At 65.4% G+C, this 25,144-nt stretch carries 22 protein-coding genes and 1 pseudogene; 9 read left to right on the top strand and 14 right to left on the bottom strand.

Annotated elements, in window-relative coordinates; all coding sequences use genetic code 11:
• Positions 1 to 34 precede the first annotated feature (34 nt).
• Positions 35 to 532, top strand: a complete 498-nt coding sequence (locus NYE40_RS22930) for a hypothetical protein (RefSeq protein WP_228551756.1) — start codon at positions 35 to 37, stop codon at positions 530 to 532.
• 116 nt (positions 533 to 648) lie between these two features.
• Here the strand turns inward: NYE40_RS22930 and NYE40_RS22925 are convergent, their stop codons facing one another.
• Entirely contained in the window at positions 649 to 1,563 is a 915-nt protein-coding gene (locus tag NYE40_RS22925; protein ID WP_339279022.1) for a phosphotransferase, read from the bottom strand.
• 524 nt (positions 1,564 to 2,087) lie between these two features.
• Between NYE40_RS22925 and NYE40_RS22920 the strand changes: the two genes are divergently transcribed.
• The 3 genes from NYE40_RS22920 to NYE40_RS22910 all read left to right on the top strand — a co-directional run bounded on the left by NYE40_RS22920 (position 2,088) and on the right by NYE40_RS22910 (position 4,118).
• Entirely contained in the window at positions 2,088 to 2,525 is a 438-nt protein-coding gene (locus NYE40_RS22920; protein WP_028598871.1) for a DUF1641 domain-containing protein, read from the top strand.
• Positions 2,526 to 2,579: 54 nt separating this feature from the next.
• A complete protein-coding gene (locus tag NYE40_RS22915; RefSeq protein WP_028598872.1) occupies positions 2,580 to 3,758 on the top strand; it encodes an NAD(P)/FAD-dependent oxidoreductase in 1,179 nt (392 codons plus the stop codon).
• A 186-nt stretch (positions 3,759 to 3,944) separates the two neighbouring features.
• Positions 3,945 to 4,118: a CsbD family protein gene (locus tag NYE40_RS22910; RefSeq protein WP_084137222.1), complete on the top strand. Its 174-nt coding sequence runs from the start codon at positions 3,945 to 3,947 to the stop codon at positions 4,116 to 4,118.
• Here NYE40_RS22910 and NYE40_RS22905 read toward each other — a convergent pair.
• From NYE40_RS22905 to NYE40_RS22885, 5 genes and pseudogenes are all read right to left on the bottom strand, one after another.
• Positions 4,115 to 4,924 carry a hypothetical protein gene (locus NYE40_RS22905; protein ID WP_339279021.1) on the bottom strand — a complete coding sequence of 270 codons (810 nt, stop codon included), beginning with the start codon at positions 4,922 to 4,924 and terminating at the stop codon, positions 4,115 to 4,117. The two genes, NYE40_RS22910 and NYE40_RS22905, sit on opposite strands and share 4 nt — an antisense overlap.
• 448 nt (positions 4,925 to 5,372) lie before the next feature.
• Positions 5,373 to 5,519, bottom strand: coding sequence for a hypothetical protein (locus tag NYE40_RS22900; RefSeq protein ID WP_164820184.1), 147 nt, complete (start codon positions 5,517 to 5,519; stop codon positions 5,373 to 5,375).
• Between the two features lie 130 nt (positions 5,520 to 5,649).
• Positions 5,650 to 5,745: pseudogene (locus tag NYE40_RS22895) on the bottom strand (YjcZ family sporulation protein); the annotation flags it as partial.
• 285 nt (positions 5,746 to 6,030) lie between these two features.
• Positions 6,031 to 6,150, bottom strand: coding sequence for a sporulation protein YjcZ (locus NYE40_RS22890; RefSeq protein ID WP_194843469.1), 120 nt, complete (start codon positions 6,148 to 6,150; stop codon positions 6,031 to 6,033).
• A 330-nt stretch (positions 6,151 to 6,480) separates the two neighbouring features.
• Positions 6,481 to 6,612 (bottom strand): sporulation protein YjcZ, encoded by a 132-nt coding sequence (locus NYE40_RS22885; RefSeq protein WP_084137223.1) that lies wholly within the window; start codon positions 6,610 to 6,612, stop codon positions 6,481 to 6,483.
• Between the two features lie 315 nt (positions 6,613 to 6,927).
• On the opposite strand from NYE40_RS22885, the gene NYE40_RS22880 reads away from it, so the two are divergent.
• The gene (locus NYE40_RS22880; protein ID WP_028598874.1) at positions 6,928 to 7,998 is read left to right on the top strand and encodes a Glu/Leu/Phe/Val dehydrogenase dimerization domain-containing protein; all 1,071 of its coding nucleotides are present in this window, start codon (positions 6,928 to 6,930) and stop codon (positions 7,996 to 7,998) included.
• 135 nt (positions 7,999 to 8,133) lie between these two features.
• On the opposite strand, the gene NYE40_RS22875 is transcribed toward NYE40_RS22880, so the two are convergent.
• Genes NYE40_RS22875 through NYE40_RS22865 form a run of 3 tightly spaced genes read right to left on the bottom strand, consistent with a single transcriptional unit; the run spans position 8,134 to position 11,667 of the window.
• Positions 8,134 to 9,168 (bottom strand): glycoside hydrolase family 18 protein, encoded by a 1,035-nt coding sequence (locus NYE40_RS22875; protein WP_028598875.1) that lies wholly within the window; start codon positions 9,166 to 9,168, stop codon positions 8,134 to 8,136.
• The gene (locus tag NYE40_RS22870; RefSeq protein WP_028598876.1) at positions 9,165 to 10,043 is read right to left on the bottom strand and encodes a sugar phosphate isomerase/epimerase family protein; all 879 of its coding nucleotides are present in this window, start codon (positions 10,041 to 10,043) and stop codon (positions 9,165 to 9,167) included. The genes NYE40_RS22875 and NYE40_RS22870 overlap by 4 nt, the downstream gene beginning before the upstream one ends.
• A 1-nt stretch (position 10,044) precedes the next feature.
• Positions 10,045 to 11,667 carry an alpha-L-fucosidase gene (locus tag NYE40_RS22865; protein WP_084137225.1) on the bottom strand — a complete coding sequence of 541 codons (1,623 nt, stop codon included), beginning with the start codon at positions 11,665 to 11,667 and terminating at the stop codon, positions 10,045 to 10,047.
• A 184-nt stretch (positions 11,668 to 11,851) separates the two neighbouring features.
• Here NYE40_RS22865 and NYE40_RS22860 point away from each other — a divergent pair, with 184 nt between their 5' ends.
• The gene (locus tag NYE40_RS22860; protein ID WP_339279020.1) at positions 11,852 to 14,086 is read left to right on the top strand and encodes an AraC family transcriptional regulator; all 2,235 of its coding nucleotides are present in this window, start codon (positions 11,852 to 11,854) and stop codon (positions 14,084 to 14,086) included.
• Positions 14,087 to 14,481: 395 nt separating this feature from the next.
• Here NYE40_RS22860 and NYE40_RS22855 read toward each other — a convergent pair whose 3' ends face one another.
• From NYE40_RS22855 to NYE40_RS22845, 3 genes are read right to left on the bottom strand one after another with little or no spacing between them, the layout of a single operon-like run.
• Positions 14,482 to 16,131, bottom strand: a complete 1,650-nt coding sequence (locus NYE40_RS22855) for an extracellular solute-binding protein (protein ID WP_228551754.1) — start codon at positions 16,129 to 16,131, stop codon at positions 14,482 to 14,484.
• 43 nt (positions 16,132 to 16,174) lie between these two features.
• Positions 16,175 to 17,089, bottom strand: coding sequence for a carbohydrate ABC transporter permease (locus NYE40_RS22850; RefSeq protein WP_028598879.1), 915 nt, complete (start codon positions 17,087 to 17,089; stop codon positions 16,175 to 16,177).
• 37 nt (positions 17,090 to 17,126) lie between these two features.
• On the bottom strand, positions 17,127 to 18,083 hold the full coding sequence (locus NYE40_RS22845) for an ABC transporter permease subunit (RefSeq protein ID WP_028598880.1): 957 nt from the start codon (positions 18,081 to 18,083) through the stop codon (positions 17,127 to 17,129).
• Positions 18,084 to 18,558: 475 nt separating this feature from the next.
• Between NYE40_RS22845 and NYE40_RS22840 the strand changes: the two genes are divergently transcribed.
• Genes NYE40_RS22840 through NYE40_RS22830 form a run of 3 tightly spaced genes read left to right on the top strand, consistent with a single transcriptional unit; the run spans position 18,559 to position 23,670 of the window.
• Positions 18,559 to 19,845, top strand: coding sequence for an alpha-L-fucosidase (locus NYE40_RS22840; protein WP_028598881.1), 1,287 nt, complete (start codon positions 18,559 to 18,561; stop codon positions 19,843 to 19,845).
• A 22-nt stretch (positions 19,846 to 19,867) separates the two neighbouring features.
• A complete protein-coding gene (locus tag NYE40_RS22835; RefSeq protein WP_028598882.1) occupies positions 19,868 to 20,899 on the top strand; it encodes a carbohydrate-binding family 9-like protein in 1,032 nt (343 codons plus the stop codon).
• Entirely contained in the window at positions 20,896 to 23,670 is a 2,775-nt protein-coding gene (locus NYE40_RS22830; RefSeq protein WP_101807577.1) for a transglutaminase-like domain-containing protein, read from the top strand. Before NYE40_RS22835 ends, NYE40_RS22830 begins: the two co-directional genes overlap by 4 nt.
• Positions 23,671 to 23,728: 58 nt before the next feature.
• Here NYE40_RS22830 and NYE40_RS22825 read toward each other — a convergent pair whose 3' ends face one another.
• On the bottom strand, positions 23,729 to 24,445 hold the full coding sequence (locus NYE40_RS22825; protein WP_028598883.1) for a gamma-glutamyl-gamma-aminobutyrate hydrolase family protein: 717 nt from the start codon (positions 24,443 to 24,445) through the stop codon (positions 23,729 to 23,731).
• Positions 24,446 to 24,571: 126 nt separating this feature from the next.
• Positions 24,572 to 25,045, bottom strand: a complete 474-nt coding sequence (locus NYE40_RS22820) for an Lrp/AsnC family transcriptional regulator (protein WP_043111307.1) — start codon at positions 25,043 to 25,045, stop codon at positions 24,572 to 24,574.
• Between the last annotated feature and the right edge of the window lie 99 nt (positions 25,046 to 25,144).

Here is a 25,144-nt window from a genome sequence, read left to right as displayed (position 1 = left end):
ACAGCAGGCGAAGGCGCACAGGGGGTGAGGCCGGGTGAAGAAGATCAAGCAGCCCGGAGAGAATATCAGCCTGAAGACGAAGAAGAACGAGTCGCCCGAGGTGATGGACTGGATCAACGGCCAGTCGAACCTGATGGACTCGATCCGTTATCTGGTTGAAAATGAGATCCGCGCGAACGGCGTGCGGAATCTGCAATTGTTCATTCCGGCCGAGAGGGGCATCCTCGTGGCCGGAACGGCGGGCGGCGGCGCGGCCTATGCCGCCTCCGCAGGCTTGACGGCGCCGACGGAGCTTGCTGCCGCGGCCGGCGAAGCGTCGGCGGCCGCGGGCGAGGCGGCTGCGGCCGCTGAGGTTGAGATCGAGCAAAATCGCTACGCTGACGCTGAAGAAGAAGGCGAGGAAGGCGGCATCGCTGACGCCGCTAGTGCCGGCGGCATTGGCGAGGAAGGCGACGTCGCTGACGCCGCTAGTGCCGGCGTCGATCTTGAGGGAGACGATATCGACGATGACGATATCGACAGTTGGATGTAGCAGCCGCGCGGTTTTTGCGCATCCGGCTGTGCTCCGACCAGGAGCCGGCTTTGCCGGCTCGCCTATGGTTTTAGCGCATGGAACCGCTCGAGCGGTTCCATGCGCTTTTTTTACGCCTAATCCGACAAGGCCCGCATGATGTTGGATTTCGCCTCTGCCGCAATCGCTTCATTCCCGTCATCGACCGCTTGCATCAAGATCAGGATGGGGATGTATACCGCGATCAGCCGCGCCAGCAGCTTCGTTTCCTCGTCCGCTCCTCCGTACGTCTCGAAAAACGCGCCGCGAGCGCAAGGCGGCAAAAAGCTATAAGCAACGCTCAAATCGCAAGCCGGATGGCCTACGTTCAGATCGCCCCAATCAATGATGCCGGAAACGATCCCGTTCTCATTCACAAGCATATTTTTGAAATGAAGATCGCCATGCAGCAGCACATTCACCGACTCGACACGGTCCTTTTGCAGCCTGCCCATATACGCTTCGATCGCATCGGACTCCTCCGGCGACAAGTGTTCAACCACCTTCGATAGAAATCCCGTCATTTGCACTTTGCGCGACGCGATGTCCGTCAAGTTTCGATGATCTTGCCGAGCTCCGCCCTTCAGCGCCGCCTGCACGGGAAACTCATGCAATCTGCGCAAAAATTTCGCCAGCTTTTCTACCGATAAAGCCCGGCGTTCTTCCGTCAAGCCGATGGGGAAATCTCCTGGCACGTAGGCATAGCCAAGAAATGGCGCCGGGTATTCGTCACTTGCTTCGCCGTAAAACAATGGTTTCGGATAGGGAATGGTCATATAGGGCTCCAGCTTCGGCAGCAGCTTCCCTTCTATACGAATCGTGCCGATTGCAAATGTTCTTCTTGGAAACCGGAACACGTACTCATCCCCGATGAGAAAAACCGTATTGTCCCAGCCCCAGCCCAAACGCTTCACTTGCTTCGATGACAGCAGAGGGAATTGTCTGCCGATCAGCGTCCGCGCCTGCTCCTCGTCGACCTCCCACTCCGCATCCCATAAATTCGTTCCCCCCATGAATGGTCCGCCTCCTCGTTCCTTATGTTATTTAGATGTCTACATTCCCTAAAAGTTACGCATGACGGCCCGTTAGCTTAACAAGCGGCCCCGAGCCGTGTCCGCGCCGGCAATCGCCTCGCGCAAATCTGCCGCCCGCCGGGAAATGGCGCCATTTTTCCGGATGGCGTCTGCGGGGGCGCATAAAACGCTTGCGGCCTGTAAATTCTGTCGAGGGAATCCTCATTTTTCTTTTGCAGTTCCGTCGTTTAAGTTGTAAACTTACGTGTAGAAGTTCCGGGCCGTTTACGGGCCGACAACGCAAAGACCGGGAAAGCGACCGACCCTCGTCGTTCGCGGCCGGGTGCAGCAGGTCAGCGGGTACGGGCAAGATTTTGCGCCTTGTTTTGTGAAATTTGGTACAAAGCCGTCCCGGCCCGCGAGCCTGCCGATCCCGCAGCGAAGCGAATTGCCTCCCCGACCGGCCGTCCAGCGGCCGCATGGGGGCGGAACCGCATTTCCAGAGTAAAGGAGGAAGTATTTCCATGTCCGACAACCAAACCACTCCAGCGGTGGCGACGCAAGAGCCGGCCGCCGCGCAGCAGCGCGACATTCTTGACCAGCTCATGAAGCCGGAAGTGCAGCAGTCCCTTACGGTGCTCGTCGACAATCTTCCGAAGCTGGCCGAAATCGTGACCCTCATGACCAGCTCCTATGACGTGGCCAAGTCCCTCGCTACCGACAAGGTGCTGCTGAGCGACTTCGGCGGCGGCCTGGGCGAAATGGTCAAGCCGATCGTCGACAAGACGAAAACGGTCGCTCAAGCAGCGATCGAGGCAGGCGACCACGCGGCCAACGAGTCCAACACGGTCGGCCTGTTCGGCATGCTGCGCATGCTCAAGGATCCGAACGTGCAGCGCACGCTGCGCTTCACGCAGGCGTTCCTCGAAGCGCTCGGCGAAAAGGAAAAGCAGAAGAACTAGAACGAATCCCGTCCTCCCGCGCGGAGGCCGATAGAACGTGAACGGAGGATGAACATGGCCAAGCATATTCTTATCCTGGGCGGCGGCTACGGCGGACTTCTCGCTGCCACGACGGCGCGCAAGCATTTTACGCCGGAGCAAGCCCAGATTACGGTCGTCAACCGCATCAATGCGCATCAAATCATCACCGAGCTGCACCGTCTGGCCGTCGGCAACCTGTCCGAGGGCAACGTCGCGCTGCCGCTCGACAAGCTGCTGCGCGGCAAGGACATCGACCTGAAGATCGGCGAAGTGACCGAGATCAAGCCGGACGAGAAAACCGTCAAGCTCGGCACGGGCACGACGCTGTCGTATGACGCGCTCGTCATCGCCCTCGGCACCGAAACGGCCTTCTTCGGCATCCCGGGCCTGCAGGAGCACAGCTTCACGCTCAAGTCCGTCGCCGATGCCAACAAGCTGAAGGCGCATGTCGAGGCTTCCGTGGCGAAATACAAGCAGTCCGGCGACAAGGCCGACCTGACCTTTGTCGTCGGCGGCGGCGGCCTGACGGGCATCGAGCTCGTCGGCGAGTTCGCCGACATGCTGCCGGGCCTCGTGAAGCAGCACGGCATCAGCTACGATGACGTGTCCCTGTACTGCGTCGAAGCCGCTCCGACGATCCTCCCGGGCTTCCCGGCCGAGCTGGTCGAGCGCGCGACGACTTCTCTCGAGAAGCGCGGCGTCGTCTTCAAGACGGGCCTGCCGATCACCGAGATGAAAGGCAAGACCGTTTCCCTGAAGGACGGCAGCACGATCGAGTCGAGCACGGTCATCTGGACCGGCGGCGTGCAAGGCACCGCTGTCGTGGCGAACTCGGGCATCGAGGTCAACCGCGGCCGCGCGACGGTGACGGAAGGACTGCAGTCGACGTCCCACCCGGATGTCTTCATCGCCGGCGACAGCGCCGTCGTCATGGGTCCGGAAGGCCGTCCGTTCCCTCCGACGGCTCAGCTGGCCTGGCAGATGGGCGAGCTCATCGGCTACAACCTGCATGCCTACTTCAACGGCTATCCGCTCGATACGTTCCAGCCGGTATTTTCCGGTACGCTGGGCTCGCTCGGCCGCAAGGACGCGATCGGCACGATCGGCGGCAACCAGACTCGTCTGAAGGGCCTGCCGGCTACGCTGATGAAGGAAGCCTCCAACATCCGCTACCTGTCGCATATCAACGGCCTGTTCTCCCTGGCTTACTAAGCGATTCGGCAAGCAGCCGCGCGGCAAGGAATTCCGATTCCTTCCGCGCGGCTTTTTCGTTCTCAGAGCCTTGTCCGAGGCGGGCGCGGCTCTTTGCCGGGCTGCGATTCGTTTATCGCTTTCCCGTTCCGGGTAAGAAGAACCAGATGCCGCAAGGCCACCCTTACCGAAAAGGAGCGATCAGACATGGCAGATGGACTGAGCGATAAAGTAAAAGGCGCCGTCAACAAAGCAAAGGGCGAGGTCAAGGATCAATGGGGCAACGCGACGGACAATCCTCGCCTGCAGGCGGAAGGCAAGATCGACAAGGCGAAGGGCGAGGTGCAGGAGAAGATCGGCGAGCTGAAAGACCGTAGCTAGCAAGGCGCGTATCGCGCGCCGCCAGTAAGGCGCGGTCCGGCAGAGCGCCGCCAGTAAGGCGCGTATCGCGCGCCGCCAGTAAGGCGCGTATCGCGCGCCGCCAGTAAGGCGCGGTCCGGCAGAGCGCCGCCAGTAAGGCGCGTATCGCGCGCCGCCAGTAAGGCGCGTATCGCGCGCCGCCAGTAAGGCGCGTATCGCGCGCCGCCAGTAAGGCGCGTATCGGCAGAGCGCCGCCAGTAAGGCGCGGTCCGGCAGAGCGCCGCCAGTAAGGCGCGGTCCGGCAGAGTGCCCGCCTGAACTGCCGCCGCTCGACTCGGCAAGTCATTCCCGATCCCACCCGACAAGCTTCCCTGCTGCGCAAGCAGCGCGGCGGAGCTTGTCTTTTTTGTTCCGCTGCAAGCGGAGCTGCGCTCGGCTTGCGGCGTCATGCCGCCGCCTGGCTGCCTGGCTGCCTGCTGTCGGCCTGAGCGGCGCCATTTGGAGCGGGCGAGCCGTTCGTTCGGGAGGAAGAGGCGATTTTCCGCCCTGCGTTTGAAATGAGGGTTTTGAAGCGGGATATTCCGCATTATTGTTTGGTGGACCTCTACAAATGTTCGGTTTATTAGCAACCTCTCCCTCTTTTTCGACCTTTTCTTGACCAAAAAAGCCCAATCGGACGGATTTATCCGTTCGATTTCGTCGTTCTTCGCTATTTTATGCGGATTTCCTTTGATAAGGGCCATTTTTCGCACGGCGCCCGAGCCTTCGGCGTCCGCTAATGCGGTGCCTGCCCGCTGCTCCTCGGCATGCTTCGTCGCATCGAGCACGGTTGAATCGCGCCGGCTGAACGTCTGAATTCGGCGGCTGGCCGCACCCGGCCGCTCGTCCAACCGCCAACCCGGATCGTGCGGACCTGTCCTTCCTTCGTTGAGAATTGCTGCGCCGCGTATTCTATTTCGCCTAACCGGTTCGCGCGCCGCTCCATGTTTAGCGCCATTCCATTCCGCTTGCTGTCGCTTTCCCTTCCGGCTGCTTGCCGCGCCTCGCAGCGAGCCGCAATCCAACCAAACCGAAATAAGCCTCCCCATTACGGCAAGTCGGCTTTATTGACGCATGTTTCTGATCATAAAATTGTACATATCAAACCCGTTTTATTCGTGGGAACGGAAGGGGTTTTAATTGGATAAGTTTAAAATGATCAAAAAAAGAACGCCCCTAGGGGCGTTCTTTTGGCTGAGTGCGATCGCTGCTGCGAAGAAGCGGGTTCGGAAAGATCTAGTACAGGAAAGCGCGGCTGATGATGACCAGCAGAATGAAGAGAACCAGAATGGCGCCCGTGCTGGAGTAGCCGAAACCGCCATAGCCGCAACCTGGACCGACGCCTGCTCCTCCGACGGCTCCGCCGCCTACACCGTAAGACATGTGCAAATCCCCTTTCAAGTTGGATGGATTATTTCAAGTTGAATCGGTTTACGATTTCTCGATCGAGCCGGCAGGATGCCGCTCGCGGGAGTCCGCGATCCGCTCTTCGAGCGGGCTCCTTCTGTGCGAACTAGTAGAGGAACGCCCGGCTGATGATTACCAGCAGAATGAACAGAACGAGAATCGCTCCCGTGTTCGTCCAGAGACCGCCGTAACCGACTCCGCCACAGCCTGCTCCGACTCCACCTACACCGCCAACGCCGTATGACATTTGTCAAATCCCCTTTCGCTTGAGATAAGACATCATACGCATGGGACGGCCGGGATGTTTGGGCAGGGAGGGCATTCGCGCATAAATGGGCATAAGCCGAGATGGCCGGCTGCAAGGGCGGAAAAAGCACGGAGAGGCATGGGGGAGGGCGGCCGTTCGGCCGTCCTCTCTCATGGCTGTTCCGTTGTCTCCGCCGGGGGCTGCGCAGCAGCCGGCGGGACGGCTGGCGTTCGTTTCAACCTACACGAAGAAAACGCCGGAAATGACGACCAGCAAAATGAACAGGACGAGGATGATGCTGGTCGAGGAAGGACCGCGCGAAGCCGAGGCGACTCCGACGCCTTCGACAAACTCGGACATGGGGCAATTCTCCTTTTCTCGTAAGTTACCTCAGCATATGCGAGATTCGCCGGGACGTTCGGACAGGGCGGACAAATGTGCGGTTGCCGCCACGCTCTTGGTGGCGTGCGGTCCGGATCGCTGCCGCCGCTGCAAGAGCGGACGGCCCGCGTCACTGCCGCCGCTGCAAGAGCGGACGGCCCGCGTCACTGCCGCTGCTGCAAGAGCGGACGGCCCGCGGCGCTGCCGCCGCTGCGAGGCGGAAAGGAGCGCATGCAAAATCCCCCGCGGCGGCTGCCGCGGGGGAACTTCGCTTCAAGTTGGATCAAGCCGCGATTTTGTCAGGTAGTACTAGCAGAGAAATGCGCGGCTGATAATGACCAGCAGGATGAAGAGAACCAGAATGGCTCCGATGCTCGAGTAGCCCCAGCCGCCGACGCAGCCCGCGCCGACACCACCAACACCGCCAACTCCATAAGACATGGTGTCAATCCCCTTTCTTGTGGTATGCGACATCATACGAAGCGGGAGGGCAGGGCGATTGGGCCTTCGGTACAAATGTGCAGGAGCGCAATTCCAGCCATCGCCCATTCGGGTCAAGCCAGACCGGCATAGGAGCCTGGCCGAGGCGCCGAGGCCGCATCCCGGCGTTCCGGAAAAGCGGCGCCGCCGCCTGCTCGAGCGAGCTTCGGCGCCGTCGGGGAGCCGGCTTCCTAAAGCGTGGCGGACGCGGACCGCATATCGGGAGCGCCTCCCCGCATACACTGTAGTCCGCGAAGGACAAGGGGGGGACGGAGCATGGATATTTTCCGGGAAATAATTCAGGAGTCGCATGAGCAGGTCATGCTGTGCCACGATGCGCCAAGCGGGCTGAAGGCGATCGTCGTCCTGCACGATACGCGGTCCGGCCCGGCGCTCGGCGGCTGCCGGATGAAGCGCTACGGCTCCGAGGAGGAGGCGCTGCGGGATGCGATGAGGTTGGCGAAGGGCATGACCTATAAAAACGCAGCCTACCGGCTCCCGTACGGCGGAGGAAAGGCTGTCGTCTGGCAGGACGATGGAGATCCGTGGAAGGCGGGAGAGACGGACGAGGCCGCGCGCACGCGGCTTTTTCAAGCGCTCGGCACTCAGATCGAGCGTCTTGGCGGACGTTATGTCGCCGGCCTCGATCTCGGCACGACGATCCGCGACATGGATGCGATCCGGACGCGGACGAAGCATGTGACCGATACGACCGGCACGATCATGGCCACCGACGAATTCACGGCGGAAATGACCGCGTACGGCGTCTACCTGGCGATGCGCGCCGCAGTGAAGAGGGAGATGAACCTGCCGACGCTGCATGACCTGAAGGTGCTCGTGCAGGGGCTCGGCAAGGTCGGCCGCCGGTTATGCCGCTATTTGTACGAGGATGGCGCGCGGCTCCTCGTCTCCGATCTGAATCCAAAAGCCGAAGCGGAGGCGATCCGGCTTTTCGGGGCGAAAAGGGTCAGGACCGAGCACGTCGCCGGCACGGCCTGCGACATTTATGCGCCGTGCGCGGCAGGCGGCGTGCTGGACGACCGGACGATCCCCCGGCTGAAATGCCGGATGGTCGTCGGCGCGGCCAACAACCAGCTGCTGATGGAGCGGCACGGCGAGCTGCTGCACGAGCGCGGCATCCTGTATGCGCCGGACTTCATCGTAAATGCCGGAGGCATCATCATCACGGCCGGCGAGCTGCAGGGGCTCGGCAAGGCGCGGCTGAAGCGAAACGTGGAGGCCGTCGGGCAGACGCTGCTCGACGTGCTCGATCTGGCCGAAGAGCGCGGCATTCCGGCATCGGAGGCCGCCCTGCGGCTCGCGGAAGAGCGGCTCTCGGGCGGGTGACGGCAAGAAAAAAGCCTCCTCCACCGCAGAGTGCGAGTGGAGAGAGGCTTTTGGAGCTTCCGTTCCGGTAACGCCATGCAAAAAGGCTTCGCCCGGCCGGCGCCGGTCCCGTAAGGCTCGGCGTGCCACAGCGGCTCAGCCGCCGAGGCCGCGAGCCATCGCCGCGATCAGCCGTCCCGTCCGGTCGAGGCCGTACTCCCAGAACATGAGGCCGCCGAGACCGCGCTCGGCGATGTAGGCGCACTTGGCTGCGATGGACTGCTCGTCGTCATAGGAGATGAACGTCTGCCCGTCGAACAGGTACGGCGCCTGGGCATCCTCGTCCCAGTAGCGCTCGAAGCCGTTCTTTCCGATATACGCCTCGTCGAGCTCGGTGAAGTCGGGTCCGTATCCGCCTGTCGTGGCCGCCATCTGATGCAGGCCCTGCTGCCGGTCCGGCACCCCGCGCCAGAGACGGGAATAGAACGCCGCTCCGAGCACGAGCTTCTCTCGCGGCACGCCGGCGGCCTCGAACAGCCTGGCCGAAGCGTCGGCGCTGATGCGGAACAGGTCGCCCGGCGGCGTGAACAGGTTCGTGTGATGGCCGGTCAGCACCTGGAAGCCGCCGCGCATGTCGTAGGTCATGAGCTGGATGAAATCCAGCAAAGGATGGACCTCGCCCATGTCCGTGCCGTCCAGGTAGTATTGGTCCGCTCCGGCGGCGATCGTAAGCAGGTACGTCCGCCCGTCCGCCCGGCTCTTGGCGTCGAGCGCCTCGCGCAGCTCCCGCAGCAGCAGCGTGAACGTCCGCTTGTCGTCCCGATGGCCTGCGATGCCGGCGACGCTGTAGCTCGGGTACTCCCAGTCGAGGTCGATGCCGTCCAGCGGCAGCTGCTCGAGCGCTTGCAGGGCGGAGGCGGCCATGCGGGCGCGGCCTTCGGCCGTGGAGGCGGCTTCGGAGAACCCTCCGGCGCTCCAGCCGCCGACGGAGAGCAGAAGCTTGAGCTGCGGGTAGGAGGAACGGATTCGGAGCAGCGCGTCGACGTGGCGCAGATGCGAAGTCTGGATCGCGTCCTCCCGCACATGGGCGAAGGCCAGGTTGAGATGCGTCAGCTGCGCCAGATCGCGGTCCGTCAGCAGCGGCAGATGATGGTCGTTCACATATCCCGCGCGGATATAGCTTCTTGTCATGCCCCGCACTCCTCCCACAGCCGCCGCATGTTGTCCATCGCGATGCGCGATGCCGCCCGGCATTCCTCCATGCCCTCGAACTCCACCGTAATGTAGCCGTCGTAGCCGGAAGCGCGGATGAGGCGGATCAGCTTGCGGATCGGCAGGTCGCCGTGGCCGACGATCGCGCCGCGCAGATACTTGCCGTGCGAGCTGCGGAACCAGACGCCGCCGCCGGGGTTCTCGTCCTCGGGACGGACGTAGAAGTCCTTGAAGTGCACGAAGGAGGCATAGGGCAGGTTGTTCATGACGCCGACGACCGGGTCCTCGTCGACGCACAGGAAGTTGCCGACATCGAGCGTCGTGCGGAAGTTCGGCCGGCCGACGGCTCGCAGGATGCGCTGCACCCGGTCGCTCGCCTGGGCGCTGAAGCCGTGGTTCTCGATCGTCGTCGTGATGCCGAGCGGAGCGGCATAGTCGGCGATGCGCCGGGAGCCCTCGACCATCTCCTCGAAGCGGTCGTCGAACCAGCCGATGCCCATCTGCTCCGCCGGAATCGTGAACGCGGTCACGTCATGCCGCATGTGGCGCACGCCGAGTCGGGCGCACAGGTCGACATGCCGCTGCACGCGCCGCACCTCCTCCTCGAACGCCTCCGGCGTCTCCTGCGCGAAGTTGGCCGGCAGGCAGTAGTTGGACAGCTCGATGCCGCGCGCCGCGGCCTTCTCCCGCACGGCGTCCGCCAGCTTTGGATCGTCCACGAGCGTGTACCCGTACGGCACCATTTCCATATGCTCGCCTCCGTTGTCCGCGATCCAGTCGATCGCGTCCAGCACGGTCATTTCTCCCGCCTTGATCGCGTTCAGCAGGCTGTACGTGCTCAGTCCCAGCTTCATCTCATTGGCCTCCTTCTTGGGCTCCGGTCAGTCGAAAAACGAGCGCGAGCGGATTCGGCTCCGAGCGCAGGCGCTCGGGCACCGTCAGCGTCCAGCCCGCGCCGCTGCGCTCCAGCGGCGCGGGAAGCGGATCGCCGGCAGGGCCGGCGAGAGCCTCGGCCGAGACGAAGCCGCTCGGCCCCAAGGCGTCGGCGGCCGGCCCAAAGCCGTCCCGCGCCGAGGCGTGCGCCCCGACCGGCGCTCGGTCCGTCGCGGACGAGCGGCCCGCAGCCGGGCCGCAGCCGATGCCGCCCGGCAGCTCCGGCAGCTCCAGTCGCTCCCCGACCGCCTCTCCCTCGGCATAAAGGCGGATCGCATAAACGAAGCCCTGCTTCGCGGTGAAGAACCAGCTGCCGTCCCCGTAAGGCGCGATCGGACGCGTGCCGTAGATCGCCTCGCCGTTCGAGCGAAGCCACGCGCCGAGCCCGTTCATGCGCTCGATCGCCGTGCGCGGCAGCCTGCCGTCGGGCTGCGGGGCGACGTTGAGCGCCAGGTTGCCGCCTTTGGCGACGATCTCGACGAGCAGATGCACGAGCTCGCGCACGCTTTTGTACTCGTCCTCGTAACGGAAGCTGAACGCCGTGCCCATCGTGATGCAGCTTTCCCAAGGAATGAACATCGGGCGCTCCGGCAGCGTCTGCTCCGGCGTCACGACGTTCTCGTACGGTCCGCCGATCGTGCGGTCCGCCGACAGCAGCCAAGGCTGCCGCAGCCGCGCCCGCTCGACGGCCTCGCCGAGCCGGATGTCCTGGCCGCTGCGCGGGCCGACCCAGCCGGCGTCCAGCCACAGCATGTCGATCCGGCCGTAATGCGTGAGCAGCTCGTCGAGCTGCTCATGCGTGTAGGAGACGAACTTTTCCCACAGCGAGGGATGCTCGGCCGGATCGTAGGACGGCCCGCGGCTCGTGCGCTCGCGCGGCATGTCGGGCGACCAGTAGTACGGCGTATGCCAGTCCGCCTTGGAGAAGTAGGCGCTGATCGCCAGCCCGCGGGCGCGGAAGGCGTCGAACAGCGCGCGGCAGACATCGGCGTAGGGATGCGTATGGAAGGGCGTGTCGCGGCCGGTGACGGAGTAGCCGGTCGTCTTGGTGTCCCACATGCAGAAGCCGTCGTGATGCTTGGTCGTGAAGTTCAAGTAGCGGAAGCCGTTGTCGGCGGCAAGCTCCGCCCACCGCTCCGGCTGGAAGCGGAGCGGGTTGAACGTGCGGTTCAGCCCCGCGACCTCGCGCTTGATGCGCGCCGGATCGTCGGTCCAATCGACGCTTTCGCGGGACCATTCGGCGTCGACGTCGTCCAGCGCCCACGACTCGACGATGCCGAGCTGGGAGTAGGGCCCCCAGTGCATCATCAGGCCGAGCTTCTGGTCGCGGAACCATTCCAGCCGCTCGCGCAGCAGCGGTTCGTCCGGCCAGACATAGTCCTCCTCGCGGCTGTAGTTGTGGACGCCCTCCTGGACGTCTCCGTCCTCCAGGGCCTCAAGCGGGAGGCCGGCTGGAAGCGGCTCCGAGGGCTCGGATGCCGCGCCCGAGCGGGCGCTCGGATCGATTCCGAGGGTCAGGCTCGCTTCGGAAGGTCGGTCGTTCATAGGAATTCCTCCTTCGGTTCATTCGGATCGGCAGGACGGAAAGAGCGTTCAAATCGGCTTGCGGCTCTGTTATGATGAAACGGCAACCCTAGTTTGGTTCAGTTAGGCTGTTAGGTCAATTCAGGGCGAAAAGGGAGAGGCCGGCGAAAAAGGCAACCTGCATCCGGGAGGGCGGACCGTACTCATGAGCTACCTGAAATCGCGTTTGTTTCTGAACTATGCTTTGTCCTATCTGCTCATCCTGCTCGTGCCGCTGCTGCTGTTCGCGGGAGCCATCTCGCAGAGCGCGACGGGCAACCTGCAGCGCGAGGTGGAGCGGGCCCACTACAATCAGCTCGCGCAGGCTCGCCATACTGTGGACTCGAGGATGCGCGAGCTCTCGATGATCGCCACCCGCATCGCCTACGATACCCGGCTGACCAACTACCGGACCCATGACCCCTATTACGGCAGCGAGGCGATCCAGGCGCTGGACCAGTACATGGCGACGAGCGCCATGATCGGCGAGCTGTTCTTGTATTTCCATGGCGACGACCGGATCTTCTCGTCGAAAGGCATGTCCGGAATGGACGTCTTCCACGAGCGCTACGCCTTTCACAACTGGCCGTCCCGCACGGTGGAGACGGATCTCGACGAGGCGAAGTTCCCGGCCATGCGGCCGGCGGATCTCGTTCAGCGCACCGCCGGCCTCCAGCAGTCGATGCTCGCCTATATGGTGCCGATCACGCCCGGCAGCCCTAATCCGCATGCCACCGTGCTGTACCTCATCGAGGAGTCTCAGCTCGGCGGCCTGATCGCCTCGATCCTCGGCAGCTACCAAGGCTCGACCTTCGTATTCGACGACAAGGGCCAGGTGCTGACGGCGACGCGGCGGGGAGAGTCGCTCGGCCCGGACGACATCCGCCGCCTGTTCCGCCAGCCCGAAGGGACGCACAGCCTCGAGCTGAACGGCACGAAGCACTCCGTCGTCTCGGTCAAGTCGGAGCAGAACGGCTGGACCTATGTGACGGCGGTGCCGAGCAGCCAGTTCTTCTCGAGCGTCGTCGAGCTGCGCAACATTCTCGTGCTGCTGCTCGGCGCGGTCGCGGCGGGCGGGGCGGGCCTCGCGCTGATCATGGCGCGGCGCCACTACGGCCCGATCTCCGATCTGGCCGCCTATGCCAGCTCCAGCGCCCGGCAGCCCGGCGCGGCCAAGGCGGCGGACGAGCTGGGCCGGATCCGCAGCGTGCTGCAGTATTCGACCCGCATGGCGGATCTGCAGGAGCCGTATGCGCGCAATCATTTTCTCCTCATGCTGCTCAAACACGGCGGCTCCGGCAGCGTCGCGCCCGAGCTGCTGCAAGCGCTTCAGCTCGGATTCGACCGGGAGCGCTATGCGGTGCTCGTCGCCGGCTGGGAGGAGGAGCAGCCGGAGGCGGGCTCCGTCTACGGAAGGCTGCGCAGCCTCTCCATCCCGGAAGCGGATGCGGCCGTCTACGGCGTGGAGCTGCCGGAGCCGCGGCGCATGGCGTTCATCGTCGGCATGAAGGGGCCGGACGGAGAGCGGTCCGATCCGCTCGGCATTGTGCTGGGGAAGCTGCGGCCGCTGCTCGAGGACGCAGGCGCGATCCGGCCGACGATCGGCGCGGGCCGGCTGTACGAGGGGCCGGGGCCGCTCAGCCAGTCGTACATCGAGGCGCTGTCCGCGTTCGAGTCGGCCCAGGCCGCCGGAGCGGGGACGGCGCAGCGATTTGATCTCATTCCCGAGCTGCGGGAGGAGGCGAGCTGGCTGCCGGCCGGCCCGCTGCTCAAGCTGGCGCAGGCGCTCAAGCAAGGCAGCTACGAGGTGGCCGCGGCGACGATTGCCGAATGCGTGGCCGCCATCCGCGCCAGCGTCGCCTCCGCTCCGCTGCTGCGGGCGATGGGCTACGAGGTGCAGGGCACGATGCTGCGCTCTGCGCCCGAGCTCGGCCCGCTGGCTCGCCAGCTGCCTCCGCCGTCGGCTTTCCGCTCGCCGGACGCGCTGGAGCAGGCGCTGCTCGGCCTCGCCGCGCAGATCTGCTCGCAGGCGGAATCCCGCTCGCTCACGGAGGAGCGCTCGCTGATGGACCGCGCCGTGCAGCACATCCATGAGCGCTATGCCGACCATTCGCTCAGCCTCGAGTCGGTCGCCGACGAGCACGGCATCTCGCCGTCGCACTTCAGCCGCTCCTTCAAGGAGAAGACGGGCCTCAACTTCACCGCCTACGTCTGGCAGCTGCGGATCGACGAGGTCAAGCGCCAGCTCGACGCTACGGCCGATCCGCTCAAGGACATCATCCAGCGGGTCGGGTACCTCGATACGCCGAACTTCATCCGCAAGTTCAAGAAGGAGACCGGCATGACGCCGGGCCAATACCGCAAGCGCGGCGAGCCGGGAGGCGGCGCCGGCGCGGAGTAGCCCGCTCGGGCGAGCGCGTCGGCGGGCTGGCGGAACAAGGGAAGAAGTTCCCTTGTCGGAGCGCCTTGCGAGTGGGCGGCCATGGAGCCCGGCAAAAACAAGCAAGCCCGGACGAACGAAGCAGGAGCAGCCGCTGCTTGGTCCCTCCGGGCTTGTTTGCGTCCCGAGTCGCTTTTCTAACGAAACAGAGCGGCGCTATTTTGCTGAAAATCGCCGTTCGGATTTTTTAACGAAACCCACAAACGTTATTCCGTTGATAAAGCGGGTTTTTCAGCGACTTATCGCCCCATAACGCGGGTCAGTTTCGTTAGCTTTTGCATTCGCCCGATTCGGAGCGAATAGCGTCTTGTCGCCGCGCCCGCGCCTAGCGGAACGCCGCGCCCGCGCCTCGCGCCTTACTTCGAGCCGTTCCAGCGGTCGTAAGCCGCCTGGTAGATCTCGACGATGCGGTCGCTGCCCATCTTCTTCAGCTGGGCGGCGTACTTGTCCCAGCCGGAGAGCGGCTCCTGGCCGGTGATGAACTTCGCTTCCATCTGCTCGACGTACGGGTTCATGTCGGACAGCATCGCCGTCACCTCGGACTGCTCCTCTGGCGTCAGGAACACGTTCGGGAACGGAATCTTGCCGATCGGCACGAGCTTCTTCTCGTTCTCCTCGGCGATGAAGGCGTCGAAGTCCGACTGCAGCCCCTTGTTGTTCTCCGGCAGGTTGACGCCCGGAGGCAGGATGCCGTAGTTCGGCGTCAGCGTGCCCTTGTAATCGTCGCGGCTGCCGCCGCCCGGCACTTCCAGCGGCTCCTTCGTGAGCGTCGCCTTGTCGCTGTATTTCCACAGCACGTTCTCCGGGCCCTGGCTGAACAGCAGCGAGCCCTCGTAGCCGTACTGGTAGTCGGCCCAGCGCATCGTCGCCTCGGGGTTCGGGTTGGTCTTGGAAATCGCGAACACGCCGTTGGCCGACTGGCCCGGATGCTTGCCGTACACCGGCGTGCCGGCGATCTCGCTCTGCAGCGGCTGCATCATCGGATGCTCGCGGCTCGGCTCGCCGCCCATCGTGAAGTACGGATAGTAGTCGTTGAATACGGCGACCTGGTTGTTCTTGCCCTTGGCCTTCTTCTGCTCGTCGGTCTGCGAGAACGTCTCGTGGTCGAGCAGCTCCTCGCTCCACAGCTTGTTCATGAACGTCAGGTAGCCTTTGTAGCCTTCCTCCTGCGGAGAGTAGTGGACCTTGCCGTCCTTGTCGGCGTAGATGACTTCGTCGTACATGCCCCAGAAGCCGAAGAAGAACATGCGCAGGTCGTCGAGCTTCGTGCTCGTCAGCGGGATCTCGTCCGCCTTGCCGTTGCCGTTCGCGTCCTCCGCCTTCACGCGCTTGAGGTAGGCGTAGAATTCGTCGGTCGTCTTCGGCAGCTCCGAGACGCCGAGCTTCTTCAGGAAGGAGCCGTTGTACCACATCGGGCTCCGGTACCAGACGGCCGTCAGATCGACGTTCGGCAGCGCGTAGATGTGGCCGTCCGGGGTCGTGATGTTTTTGCGGATCTGAGGGTTCTCATCGAGGATCTTTTTCAGATTGGGCGCGTAGCCGCCGTCGATCAGTCCTTCGAGCGGGATGAGCACGCCCTGCGAGCCGTACGTCACCTGCTCCGCCGGCTTGAGGTCGGCCGCGTAGAAGATGTCCGGGTAGCTGCCGCTCGCGAAGACGAGGTTCTTCTTCGTCTCGAAGCTGTCCTGCGGCGCGTTCTGGAACGTCAGCTTGATGTTCGTCAGCTTCTCCATTTCCTTCAGCACCGCCATGTCCTCCCACTTGGCGTGGCCGACGTCCGGCGCCATCAGCGACAGCGTGATCGGCTCCTGCACGATCGGCATGCCTTCCTTGGCGACGGCCGAATCGGCCGCGCCGGCGTTGCCGGCGGAGCCGCCTTGGCCGGCCGAGCCGTTGTCCGCGCCGGAGTTCGTGCCGGAGCAGGCGGCCAGGGAGCCCGCCAGCAGGCTCATGCCGATGGCGGTCGTCAGCAGCTTGCTGAGGTTGGTGCGAGGTTTGGTCCACATCGTCGTATTCCCCCTTGAATGTAGTATAACGCTTTCTTGCGGCTCAGCCTTTGACCGAGCCGATCATGACCCCTTGCACGAAATAGCGCTGCAGGAACGGATAGATGACGATGATCGGCAGCGTGGCGACGATGATGACCGCATACTTGACGAGCGCGGCGATCTCGGCCTTGTTGTTGAGCGCCGAGGCGGTAGAGGCGTCGATCATGCCTCCGCCCGTCTGGGCGGACATCTCCTGCAGCACGAGGATCTGGCGCAGGATGATCTGCAGCGGGTACTTCGTCTCATCGTTGAGGTAGATGAGCGCCGAGAAGTAGCTGTTCCACTGGCCGACGCCGTAGAACAGCGCCATGACGGCGACGATCGGCATCGACAGCGGCAGCACGACGGTGAGGAACAGGCGGGTCGTCGAGGCGCCGTCGATCTGGGCCGCCTCCTCGAGCTCCCTCGGGATGGTGGACATGAAGAACGTGCGGGTGACGATGATGTTGTAGATCGAGGCGGCGCCGGGCAGGATGATCGCCCAGATCGTGTCGATCATGCCCAGATCCTTCACGAGCAGGTAGGAGGGGACGAGGCCGCCTCCGAAAAACATCGTGACCATGAACATCGCCATGAAGAAGTTCCGGCCGACGAAGTCGCGGCGCGCCAGGGCGTAGGCCGCCGGCAGCGTCACCGCGAGGCTGACGAGCGTGCCCGTGACGGTATAGAGGATCGTGTTGGCATAGCCGCTCCAGATCCGGTTGTCCTGGAACACGCGCTCGTAGCCCTCGAAGGTAATGCCCTTCGGGAAAAGCCACATCTCGCCCGAGCCGACCGCCTGCGGACTGCTGATCGAGGCGCTCAGCATGTAGAGGACCGGATAGGCGACGATGACGAGCGCGATCAGCAGGTACAGGTAGTTGGCGACGAGGAAGACGCGGTCTCCGCGCGATTCCTTGATCGCTTGGCTGGTCATGGACGGCAGGCCTCCTTTCGGCGGAATCGGATTCGCGTCACCACAGGCTGTTCTCGCTCGTGCGGCGGACGATCTGGTTGATGGCGACGAGCAGGATGCAGTTGATGACGGAGTTGAACAGGCCGACGGCGGTCGAGAAGCTGTACTGGGCATCGACGAGGCCCGCCTTGTACACGAACGTCGCGATGATGTTCGACGCTTCCATGTTGAGCGGATTCTGCAGCAGCAGAATCTTCTCGAAGCCGACGCTGAGCAGGCTGCCGATGTTCAGGATGAGCAGGATCGTCATCGTCGGCACGAGCGTCGGGATGTTGATGTGCCGCAGCCGCTGGAAGCGGCTCGCGCCGTCGATAATCGCGGCCTCGTGCAGGCCGGGATCGACTCCCGACAGGGCGGCGAGGTAGATGATCGTGCCCCAGCCCGCTCCTTGCCAGACGCCGGAGAGGACGTACATCGTCTTGAACCAGCGCGGATCGGTCAGGAAGTCGGGCGGATCGAGCCCGATCCACTCGAGCATGTGGGTGATGATGCCGGTCGACGGCGACAGGAAGGTGATGATCATGCCGGCCATGACGACGACGGAGATGAAGTGCGGCGCGTAGGTGACGGTCTGCACGGTCTTTTTGAACCAGCCGTTCTTCACCTCGTTGAACGCGAGCGCCAGGATGATCGGAATCGGGAAGCCGACGGCCAGCTCGTACAGGCTGATGCTCAGCGTGTTCCAGATCAGGTCCCAGAAATAATAGGAGTTGAAGAAGCGGGTGAAGTGGTCGAATCCGACCCACGGACTGCCGGCGAAGCCAAGCGTCGGCACGTAGTTCTTGAACGCGATCTGGATGCCGTACATCGGCCCGTAGGCGAAGATCAGGAAATAGAAGAAAGCCGGGGCGATGAACGCGTACAGCTCCCAGTTGCGCAAAATCCGCCTCCAGCCCCGGCGCTTTTGCGGCTGGGCCTGCGTCTGCAGGCCGGCGGCGGCGTTCGTCGTTCCCATCGTTGAACCTCCCTTCGAGTCTAGTTTAAGTGAGGAAAGATGACGCCACATCCCTCGTCAGGCCCGATCGGAAAGAGTGGCAGCGGTCGATCCGACAGCGGCGCATCGGGGATGAAGCGTTTGCATCAGCATAGCGGGATGCGGCCGGAAGCGTAAATATGTCGTTTCGGGAGCGGCGCCAGCCGGTCTCCGATTGGCCGAATCTGCTCGGGAAAAAGCCGGGAATGCCGCGCCTGGAGCGGTTCCCGCCTGCAAGATGTCATTTCCGCCCTGCGCCTGTCCGAGGCGGCGAAGCAGAAATGACTATCGTCGAAGCGCCAAAACGGATAAGCGCTTACAGGCATGTCAGATATGAGTCATCTTTCCGAGGGCTTGTGGGAAAAAGGATGACGCTTGTTACGAATGACATATTTACGAGGCGCGACGGCCGCCCCTAGAATGAAAGCGGTAAACCGAACCGAAAGGCGGGAAGGGCATGCAGAAGTGGTTTGAGGAAGCGAAGCTCGGCATCTTCATTCATTATGGCATCTATGCCGTGGACGGCGTGGCGGAGTCGTGGTCGTTCTACAACGGGCGGCTGTCGTACGAGGACTATATGAAGCAGCTGGACGGCTTTACGGCGTCGAGGTTCGACGCGGAGCGCTGGGCGGAGCTGATCGAGCGCTCCGGCGCGAGGTATGCCGTGCTGACGACGAAGCATCATGACGGCGTCGCGCTGTGGGACACGCGGCAGAGCGAGCTGAACGTCGTCAAAAGGACGCCGGCGGGACGGGACCTCGTCCGCGAGTATGCGGACGCGATCCGCGCGCGGGGCATCCGCTGCGGCCTGTACTATTCGCTGATCGACTGGTCGCATCCGGATTACCCGAGCGTCTTCGAGGGCGGGCGCGCGCCGGACGACCTGTCCGCCGTCAACCGCTTCTCCGCCCCGGCGGACGGCGTGCAGCGGCCGGAAGCCTGGGAGCGGTTCCTCGCGTTCAACGACGCCCAGCTGCGGGAGCTGCTGACGGACTACGGGCCGGTCGACCTGCTCTGGTTCGACGGAGACTGGGAGCGCAGCGCGGAGCAGTGGGGGCTGCCGGCGTTCAAGCAGCGGCTGCTGGAGCTGCGGCCGGAGCTTATCGTCAACTCCCGGCTGCAGGGCTACGGCGACTACAAGACGCCGGAGCAGGGCTTGCCGATCACGAGGCCGGAGGGGCCATGGGAATTCTGCACGACGATCAACGCGTCGTGGGGGTATGTGCCGACGGACCATAAGTACAAGTCGGTCGGCCAGATCATCCGCATGTTCTGCGACTGCATCGCGATGGGCGGCAACATGCTGCTCGACATCGGGCCGCGCGAGGACGGCACGATCGACGAGCGGCAGGAGGCGGCGCTGCTCGGCCTCGGCGGCTGGATCCGCGACCACGAGGAGGCGGTGTTCGGCACCGGTGAGGGCGTCATGACGCGCTACTATCCGGGCGGCAGCACGCTGTCCGCGGACCGGCGGACGCTGTATTTGTTCGTGCGCGACGAGCCTAAGGAGAGCGTCTGCCTGAAAGGGCTGTGCAACCCGATCCGCCGGGCGAGCGTGCTGCACAGCGGCCAGGAGCTGGAGTGGGAAATCCACGGCGGCGTGCCGTGGTTCGACATTCCCGGCACGACATGGATCGGCCTGAAGCCGGAGCAGACGCATGAGCAGGTGACGGTCATCAAGCTGGAATTCGACGACGAGATCGATATATACGGCGGCTCGGGCGCCGTCGTCACCCATAATTGAACGGACAGGGAGAGTGGCGCGGATGAACCGGAGCGGAGTGCCGGAGCCGGCGATCGGGAAGTATGAGCCCAAGAGCTACCGCTGCGAGCGGGCGAGCGGCCCGCTGGAGCTGGACGGACGGCTCGACAAGCCGTTTTGGGCGGCGGCGGCGTGGACGGACGATTTCGTCGACATCGAGGGGGACCGGCGTCCCCGTCCGGCGAAGCGGACGCGGGCCAAGATGCTGTGGGACGACGAGTGCTTCTATGTCGGGGCGGAGCTTGAGGACGATGAGATCTGGGCGACGCTGACGGAGCGCGACTCGGTCATTTTCCAGGACAACGACTTCGAGATCTTCATCGATGCGAACGGCAGCACCCATGGCTACTACGAGTTCGAGATCAACGCGCTCGGCACGGTGTGGGACCTGCTGCTGCCGAGGCCGTACCGCGACGGCGGGCCGCCGGTGAACGGCTGGGACATCGCGGGGCTGCGCACTGCGGTGCATGTCGAGGGCGAGCTGAACCGTCCCGGAGCGGACAACCGGCGGTGGAGCGTCGAGGTCGCGATGCCGTGGGCGAGCCTGAAGGAGTGCGCGGCGGAAGGACGGCCGCCGGCTGCGGGCGACAGCTGGCGGGTCAACTTCTCGCGGGTGCAGTGGCAGGTCGACGTCGCGGACGGCCGCTACGTCAAGCGGCTCGACCCGGAGACGGGTCGGCCTTGTCCGGAGGACAACTGGGTGTGGTCGCCAATGGGCCTCGTCAACATGCACTATCCGGAGCTGTGGGGCTACGTGCAGTTCGCGGAGGCGGACACGCCGGCGTTCGAGCTGGCGGAGGACGAGCGGATCAAATGGCAGCTGCGGCGGCTGTACTACCGGCAGCGCAACTATTATGAAGCGCAGGGCCGATTCGCGGCCGACGCGGCCGAGCTCATGACCGGCGAGGGCTGGACGATCTCGCCGCAGGTCGAGACGACGAGCGGGCTGTTCCAGCTGTCGGCGCCGTCGGAGGACGGGCGGTCGCGGCTGTGCATTCGCGAGGACGGCCGTTTGTGGAAGGAGGAGTTGCGATGAGCGGCAGAGCAGGCGGTTCGCGCTCGCCTGAGGAATCGGGGGGAGCGGACGCCGGGCGGCAGCGGGAGAGGCGGCGGGAGCCGGCCCCCTGGTCGCCGGGAGAGCGGGAGAAGGAGGGCATCGCGCGCAGGCTGGAGGAGCGGAGGCGGCTGGCGGCGGCGCGGGAGCGGGAGCTGTTCGGCGCGCTCGTCGAGGCCCGGGACGAGGAAGAGGCGTGGGCGCTCCGGCTGCTGCTCGCCTCGATGCCGGTCGGCGATCTGGCCGACTATGACGGCGCGATGCTGCTGGAGCATGCCCGGCAGTCGCTGGCGATCCGCCGCGCGATGCCGTGGGGCGGGGAGGTGCCGGACGAGCTGTTCGCGCACTTCGTGCTGCCGTACCGGATCAACACCGAGGACATCGACGGCTCGCGCGGGCTGCTCCACGCCGAGCTCGCTCCGAGGGTGCAGGGGAGGAGCATGGAGGAGGCGATCCTCGAGACGAACTACTGGTGCCACGAAAAAGCGACGTACGCCGGCAGCGACCTGCGCACGGCGTCGCCGCTGACGACGATCCGCGCCGCCCGCGGCCGCTGCGGCGAGGAGTCGACGCTGGCGGTGGCGGCGCTGCGCAGCGTCGGCATCCCCGCCCGCCAGGTGTATACGCCGCGCTGGGCGCATTGCGACGACAACCACGCCTGGGTCGAGGCGTGGGCGGACGGCCGCTGGCGCTATTTCGGGGCATGCGAGCCGGAGGCGCGGCTCGACCAGGGCTGGTTCACGCCGCCGGCGCGGCGGGCGATGCTCGTCGACACGCGGGTATTCGGCGGCTATGCCGGCTCGGAGGAAACGACGCTGGAGCGGGACGGCTATGCCGAGCTGAACCTGCTCGCGACCTACGCGCCGACGCGCGTCCTGGACGTGTCCGTGCGGGAGGAGGACGGCTCGGCCGCAGCCGGAGCGCAGGTGCGCTTCGAGCTGTACAACATGGCCGAGCTGCATCCGATCGCCGTGCTGACGGCGGATGCCGACGGACGGGCTTGGCTGCGCGCGGGGCTCGGCACGCTGCTCGTGCGGGCGGCCGGACGCGGCGGCCGCTGGGACGAGCGGCTCGTCCACGCGGGCTCGCCGGACGCGCTGGAGCTGCGGCTCGCGCGGCGCGGACAGCCGCAGGCGCCGGCGGAGCTGGACTTCGTGCCGCCGCCGGAGCGGGACGGCGAGCCGCTGCCCGAGCTGCCGGAGGCGGCGCTGCGCCGCCATGAGGAGCGGCTGCGCGAGGGCTCGGCGCGCCGCGGCGAATTCGAGGCCGGCTTCCTCGGGGAGCCGGAGGCGGCGGAGCTGGCGCGCGCGAGCGGACTGCCGGCGGAGCGGCTGCTGCCGCTGCTGGCCGGCGCGCGCGGCAACGGCGCCGAGATCGCCGCGTTCCTCGGCGAGCAGGCGCGCGCCGGGCGCGGCGCTTGGGCGCTGCGCCTCGTCGAGACGCTGAGCGCCAAGGATCGGACCGACGCGATGCGGCCGACGCTGGAGGATCATCTGCTCGGCGCGCTGGCGGCGCTCGGCGAGGCGCCGCCAGCGTCGTCGACGGATGCGGAGGACGAGCGGGAGCGGTTCGACTCCTATGTGCTTTGTCCGCGCGTGCTGCATGAGCGGCTGGCCCCTTATCGCGGCTTGCTGGCGGCGGCGTTCTCCCGCGAGGAGCGGGAGGCGCTGCGCCTCCGCCCGGCCGGGCTCGCGGCGCAGCTGGAGCGGCGGTTCGCGCTCGCCGATACGGTGCCGAACCTGCGCGGCAAGGGCACGCCGGCCGGCGCATGGAGGCTGGGCCGGGGCGATCGGGAGACGAGGGACATCCTGCTCGTCGCGCTGTACCGCAGCCTCGGCATTCCCGCCCGGCTGCAGCCGGGCTCGCATCGTCCCGCCTTCTGGCAGGACGGCTGGCGGGAAGCGCGCTTCGCGGACGAGCGCGAGCCGATGCCGGATGCGGCGGGTCGGACAGGCGACGGCGCCGGCAGCCGGCATGCGGAGCTTCGCCTCGCCGCCGTGCCGGGCGCGCCGGCAGCCGTCTACGGCGTCACGATGACGCTGGCGAGGCTGCAGGACGGCGTCTACCGGACGCTCGCCTATCCGCATGGCAGCACGGGCTACGAGGATCGGCGGCTGCGGCTGGAGCCCGGCGAGTACCGGCTCACGACCGGAACGCGCCTCAAGGACGGCACGGCGCTGGCGCGCCTGAGCTACGCCGAGCTGCGCGCCGGGGAGCTGGCCGAGCTGGAGCTGGCGTTCCGGTCGGCGGACGAGGCGGTGCCGGTGCTCGGCGAGCTGCGGCCGGCCGGCGAGCTGTGGCCGCTGGACGGCGGCGCTCCGCTCGGCTGGACGCAGGCGCTCGGCGAAGGCGCGGCGCTCGTCGCCTGGCTGGAGCCGGAGCGCGAGCCGAGCCGCCATCTGCTGCGCGAGCTGGCCGAGCAGGCCGAGCCGCTGCAGGCGGCAGGCGCGGCGGTGCTTCTGCTGCTCGCGGAAGGAGCCGCAGACGGCGGTCCGCGCGCGGCGGCGACGGCTCGGCAGCCGGACGGCGGCGACAGCCTCGCCGCCAGCGCCGTGCCGGCGGGCGGGAGGCTCGCCCGCGAGCGCGGCGGCTCGTCGCTGCCGGCGCTGGCGCAGGCCGCTTCGGCGGCAGAGGCGGGCTGTCCGCATCTGTTCGTCGTCGACGCCGAGCGGCGCATCCGCTACGCCAGCTCCGGCTACCGGATCGGCGCGGCCAAGGAAGCGCTGGAGACGCTCGCGGCGCTGCGCCGATAGGAGCCTCTTCGCCAAAGCAGCCCCCGGCCCGAATGCGGGCGGGGGGCTGCTTTTTGTGCTAGGCCGAGCGGCAAGCGCCGACGAAGGCGGCGAACAGCGCGCGGCTCGACGGCTCGCTCTCGTAGCTGAATTCGGGATGCCACTGCACGGCGGCGACAAAGGCTTTGCCGGGCAGCTCGACCGCCTCGATCAGGCCGTCGTCCGCCTTGGCCGCCGCGGCGAGGGACGGAGCGAGCGCTTTGATCCCTTGATGATGATAGCTGTTGACATGCAGGCGGTCGGACCCGACCAGGAGGCGCAGCTGCGAGCCGGGCTCGACCTGCACCGGATGGGCCGGGTTGTCGTAAGGGGGGCGCTGCTTGTGGCCGATCGCCGAGTCGAAGCCGGCCGCGCTTGGAAGATCCTGATGCAGCGTGCCGCCCAGCAGGACGTTGAACAGCTGCAGGCCGCGGCAAATGCCGAAGGCGGGCTTGTCCAGCTCCAGCGCCAGCCGGAACAGCTGCGCTTCCATGCGGTCGCGTTCTCGGCACAGCTCGCCGCAGGCTTCCGCGATCTCCTCGCCGTAGAGCGCCGGATCGACGTCATGGCCGCCGGTGAACAGGAATCCGTCCAGGCTGCGGGCCAGCGCGGCCAGCGCCTGCTCCTCGCCCGTCAGAGGCAGCATGACGGGGATGCCTCCCGCCTGCTCCACGGCTTTCATATAGCCCGGCAGCATCCAATAGCTTTCTTTCTCCGAATCGTACAGCGGCAAGATGCCGATCAGCGGCATGCTCATGATGACCCCTCCATTCGGGCGGATGGCTTTCCGGCCCTCGTTGTTCCTCCATTGTATCCGATCGCCGCAGCAGGATGGAAGAAGCCCCGACATCCGGCTGTGCCGGAGTTCGGGGCTTCTTTCGGTTCAATATTTGTACCGCTTGGAGAGCAGCTGGCTGTCGACGCGGACGACGCCCGCGATCGGGTACAGCCTGTCCTGCAGGAAGACGTCCATTTCGTCCAGGTCGGCGAACAGCGCCCGCACATGCAGGGCGCTCGGTCCGGTCAGCCGGCACACCTCCGTCACCTGCGGCTCGGCGGCCAGCCGCTCCGCCGCTTCATGCAGTCGGGGCGGCTCCACCTCGACGAGGAAAAACGCGCTCGCGCCGAGGCCGATCTTGTCCGGGCGCAGCGTGAGCGTAAAGCGCTCGATGACGCCGGACTCGGACAGCGCGTTCACGCGGGCCTGGACGCCGACGCGCGAGATGCCGACTTCCTTGCTGATATCGGTATAGGACATGCGCGAGTTGGCGCGCAGCAGCTCCAAGATGCGGCGGTCGATCTCGTCGAGCCGCGTCGCCGGGATCGGGTAGCGAGGCCGCTCGGGCGGGGATGACATGGCGATCGTCTCCTTTGGGCAGGCGGTCATCATCGGCATGGAAGAGCCTGGCAGTATCCCCTAAATGATAGCTTGAATCCGGCATCGTTGCAATGCCCG

The organism is Paenibacillus sp. FSL W8-1187 (genome assembly GCF_037965485.1).
In the GTDB taxonomy this organism is placed as follows: Bacteria; Bacillota; Bacilli; order Paenibacillales; family Paenibacillaceae; genus Paenibacillus_O; species Paenibacillus_O pasadenensis.
This window is presented reverse-complemented; position numbering and strand designations above follow the sequence as displayed.